Source organism: Streptomyces sp. NPDC007162 (assembly GCF_040634175.1).
Taxonomy (GTDB): Bacteria; Actinomycetota; Actinomycetes; order Streptomycetales; family Streptomycetaceae; genus Streptomyces.
Genome location: NZ_JBEYFC010000699.1, coordinates 1 through 3892, shown reverse-complemented (window position 1 = coordinate 3892; position 3892 = coordinate 1). Strand labels below are relative to the sequence as shown.

Genomic DNA, 3892 nt, shown 5'->3' with positions numbered 1-3892 from the left:
GCCGTGCGGTGAAGGGCCGCGCGGCACTCGGCATCTCCGCACTCCCCGCCCCGTCGTCCGACGGCAGCGCGAACACCGTCTGGTACACGGACAACGGTTGGTCCCGCTCCGTGTAGGAGTACCTGACCGGCCGCCCGTACTCCCTCAGCACTCCTGGTACCTCCGCCGTCGCCCGCGCCCACCACAGCCGCTCGCCCCGCGCGCTCAGCGGCTCCTCCAGCACCAGCAGGCCACCACCCGGCAGCAGCACCTCACTCCCCGCGCGCGTACCCGCACGCGCGCGTGTCGTGCCGCTCCCGTCCGGCTCCCGCAGCTCGACCGCCCACCGCCCGGCCCCGTGCGCGGCGTCCCCGCGCGCGGAGAAGTGCACCACCACGTGCGCGTGCCCGAGGCGCCCGTCCACGGCCGCCGCCAGCGTCGGCGAGGTGTTCACCACCAGCAGGTCCCCGGCCCGCAGCAGGCCCGGCAGCTCGGCGAAGCCGTGATGCGACACCGCCGTCCCCCGCGACACCAGCAACCGGACCGCGTCACGGTCGAGCCCCGGCCCGCGCTGCTCGGCCGGCACCCGCGCGGACAGCTCCCGCGGCACCCGCACCACCGTCGTCATCGCCCCTCCACCAGGGCCGGCGCCCCGTACCGGCCACTGGCCGGCCGCTCGTCGAGCAGCCGCAGGAACGCCGGTACGACCGACTCCGGCGCCGGCCGTGGATCGTCGTCGCCCGGTACGGCCGCCGAGTACAGGTCCGTCGCCATGTCCCCGGGATCCACCGCCCACACCCGCAGCCCCGGCTTCTCCACGCCGAGCACGGCCGCCAGCTGGTCCAGGGCCGCCTTCGAGGCGCCGTAGCCGCCCCAGGTCTCGTACGCCTCGGAGCCCGCGTCCGAGCTGACCGCGATCACCGTTCCCGCCGCCGACTCCCGCAGCAGCGGCAGCGCCTCCTGGACCAGGCCGAGCGTGGCCACCACATTCACCTCCAGCGCCCGGCGCAGCCCCGCCAGGGGCAGCTCACCGAGGCGCACCAGCGGCTCGGCGCCCAGCGCGCTGGCATTGCTCACCAGCAGATCCACCCCACCCAGCCCACGCGCGGCGGCCACCAGCTCGGCCCGGTGCCCGGCGTCCGTGACGTCCCCGGGCAACGCCGCCACCCGCCCGCCCCGCCCTGTCACGGCCTCCTCCGCAGCCTTCAGGGCCGCCGCACCCCTGGCGTCGAGCACCAGGTCCCAGCCCCGCGCGGCCAGCGCCTCGGCCAGTGCCCTCCCCAGCCCCTTCGAGGCCCCCGTGATGATCGCTACCGGCATGACAACCGTCCCCTCGGCTCCGTCCGCCCCGATCGGCGGTGCCCCCAACGTAGGAACGGGCCCGCCCCGGCCGCCTCGGACGCGGGCCCCAACCGCACGGGGCCCTTCGGACTAAGCCGCCGGTCCGGGCCCCGCGCCCTAGGACCGCGGGCCTACGCCCACCGGCCCGGACGCTGCCCCCAGCGTCCGATCCCCGGGGCCTGACCCCGCCGGTACCGTGAGGGCATGAGTCACGGTCCCCGGTCCGGCCTCGCCGCGGTGAGTTCCGCGCTGCTGGCCATGAGCAGGCATCTGGAGGTGCGCGACGTCCTCAAGACGATCGTCGCCTCCGCCCGCGAGCTGCTCGACGCCCAGTACGCCGCCCTCGGCGTCCCCGACGACCACGGCGGCTTCGCCCAGTTCGTCGTCGACGGTGTCACCGACGCGCAGTGGAAGGCCATCGGTCCGCTCCCGCGCCAGCACGGCATCCTCGCGGCGATGCTCCGCGAGGCGAAGGCCGAGCGGCTGGCGGACGTCCGCGAGGATCCCCGATTCGAGGGCTGGCCCTCGGCCCACCCCGAGATGTCCGACTTCCTGGGACTGCCGGTCCGGGACGGCGACGAGGTGATCGGCGCGCTGTTCCTCGCGAACAAGAACTGCGCGAAGCCCGACGGAGGCTGCGGCTTCACCGCCGAGGACGAGGAACTCCTCTCCATCCTCGCCCAGCACGCGGCCATCGCCCTCACCAACGCCCGCCTCTACGAGCGCAGCCGCGAACTGACCATCGCCGAGGAGCGCTCCCGGCTCGCCCACGAACTGCACGACGCCGTCAGTCAGAAGCTCTTCTCCTTGCGCCTCACCGCCCAGGCGGCCGCCGCCCTGGTCGACCGCGATCCGCGCCGGGCCAAGGGCGAGTTGCAGCAGGTGGCCGCGCTCGCCGCCGAGGCCGCCGACGAACTGCGCGCCGCCGTCGTCGAGTTGCGCCCCGCGGCCCTCGACGAGGACGGCCTGCTCGCCACCCTGCGCACCCAGGTCCAGGTCCTCGACCGCGCCCACACCGCGCGGGTGACCTTCGCCAGCAGCGGTTTTCGCGCACTGCCCGCCGCACAGGAGGAGGCCCTGCTCCGGGTGGCCCAGGAAGCCCTGCACAACGCCCTGCGGCACTCCGGAGCGGAGCAGGTCGACGTGACCGTGAACCGGCGCGGCAGCGGCGCCGTGCTGCGGGTCACGGACGACGGCGGCGGCTTCGACCCGCACCTCACCCGCCGTGCCGGACGCCACCTCGGCCTGGTCTCCATGCGGGACCGCGCCGACAGCGTCGGCGGCACGCTGAGCGTGGCATCGGCGCCCGGCACGGGCACCACGATCGAGCTGGAGGTCCCCGGTGGCTGACGCAATCAGGGTGCTCCTGGTCGACGACCACCAGGTCGTCCGCCGGGGCCTGCGCACCTTTCTGGAGGTGCAGGACGACATCGAGGTCGTGGGCGAGGCGGCCGACGGCGCCGAAGGGGTCGAACGCGCACAGGAACTGAGCCCCGACGTCGTCCTCATGGACGTCAAGATGCCAGGCCTCGACGGGGTGGGCGCCCTGCGCAGGCTCCGCGAACTCGACAACCCCGCGCGCGTGCTGATCGTCACCAGCTTCACCGAACAGCGCACGGTGGTCCCGGCCCTGCGGGCAGGCGCCGCCGGATACGTCTACAAGGACGTCGATCCCGACGCGCTCGCCACCGCCATCCGCTCGGTGCACGCCGGGCACGTCCTGCTCCAGCCCGAGGTGGCCGGCGCCCTGCTCTCCCAGGAGGAGGCCAACTCCGGCCAGGGCCGCGGTGGCTCGCTCACCGAGCGGGAGCGCGAGGTGCTCGGGCTGATCGCCGACGGCCGCTCCAACCGCGAGATAGCCCGGGCCCTGGTGCTGTCCGAGAAGACCGTCAAGACGCACGTCTCGAACATCCTCATGAAACTCGACCTCGCCGACCGCACCCAGGCCGCGCTGTGGGCCGTTCGCCATGGCGTGACCGGCTGAAACGCCCTCCGCAACGCTTCACCGGCGGCAACCCGGAGGGTCGCCTTCCGGGCTGAGATTCATACCGTCGTGGGAATGTCACCCGGACGGCGCATCCTGTCCCGGCCACCGCCGTTCTTCAGTGCGTGCCGCGGCGACCGCCGCGGCGATCGCCAAGGAGGCTCAAGAAGTGAAGAACCTGAAGAAGGCAGCGGCCGTGACGATGGTGGCCGGCGGGATCGTGGCCGCGGGCGCGGGCATGGCCTCCGCCCACACCGGCGGCGCCCACGCCGACGGCCGGGCCCAGGGCTCTCCGGGCGTCGTCTCCGGCAACGTCATCCAGGCCCCGGTGCACATCCCCGTCAACGTCGTCGGCAACAGCGTGAACGTCATCGGCGTGCTGAACCCCGCCTTCGGCAACCTCGGCCTCAACCACTGAGACCGCGCCGCGCCGCGGCATCGACCTCCGGCCTTCCGGCGCCCCGGAAGGCCGGTCGGCTTTTCCCGAGAACGGATCGTGGGCCCACCGGGTCGTAGGCCCTGGCTGCCGAGTGCACCCCGTGATGCCTGTCCGGACATCGACGCCCGCAACTGAACCCCCAAAGGGTC

5 protein-coding genes are annotated in these 3892 nt (G+C 74.0%); 3 read left to right on the top strand and 2 right to left on the bottom strand.

Annotation, left to right across the window (positions count from 1 at the left end; all coding sequences use genetic code 11):
• Positions 1–607 (bottom strand): S-adenosylmethionine:tRNA ribosyltransferase-isomerase (locus ABZ646_RS42325; RefSeq protein ID WP_360531840.1); only part of this gene is annotated, 607 nt, incomplete at its 3' end.
• Positions 604–1299, bottom strand: a complete 696-nt coding sequence (locus ABZ646_RS42320) for an SDR family oxidoreductase (protein WP_360531837.1) — start codon at positions 1297–1299, stop codon at positions 604–606. The genes ABZ646_RS42320 and ABZ646_RS42325, both read right to left, overlap by 4 nt.
• A gap of 225 nt (positions 1300–1524) precedes the next feature.
• On the opposite strand from ABZ646_RS42320, the gene ABZ646_RS42315 reads away from it, so the two are divergent.
• The 3 genes from ABZ646_RS42315 to ABZ646_RS42305 all read left to right on the top strand — a co-directional run bounded on the left by ABZ646_RS42315 (position 1525) and on the right by ABZ646_RS42305 (position 3722).
• Positions 1525–2670 carry a GAF domain-containing sensor histidine kinase gene (locus ABZ646_RS42315; protein ID WP_360531834.1) on the top strand — a complete coding sequence of 382 codons (1146 nt, stop codon included), beginning with the start codon at positions 1525–1527 and terminating at the stop codon, positions 2668–2670.
• On the top strand, positions 2663–3304 hold the full coding sequence (locus ABZ646_RS42310) for a response regulator transcription factor (protein ID WP_358980835.1): 642 nt from the start codon (positions 2663–2665) through the stop codon (positions 3302–3304). The genes ABZ646_RS42315 and ABZ646_RS42310 overlap by 8 nt, the downstream gene beginning before the upstream one ends.
• Positions 3305–3473: 169 nt before the next feature.
• Positions 3474–3722 (top strand): chaplin, encoded by a 249-nt coding sequence (locus tag ABZ646_RS42305; RefSeq protein WP_360531843.1) that lies wholly within the window; start codon positions 3474–3476, stop codon positions 3720–3722.
• Positions 3723–3892: the final 170 nt, after the last annotated feature.

Coding starts and splice junctions, on each gene's coding strand:
- ABZ646_RS42320 (WP_360531837.1), bottom strand. CDS start 1,299: ATGCCGGTAGCGATCATCACGGGGGCCTCGAAGGGGCTGGGGAGGGCA.
- ABZ646_RS42315 (WP_360531834.1), top strand. CDS start 1,525: ATGAGTCACGGTCCCCGGTCCGGCCTCGCCGCGGTGAGTTCCGCGCTG.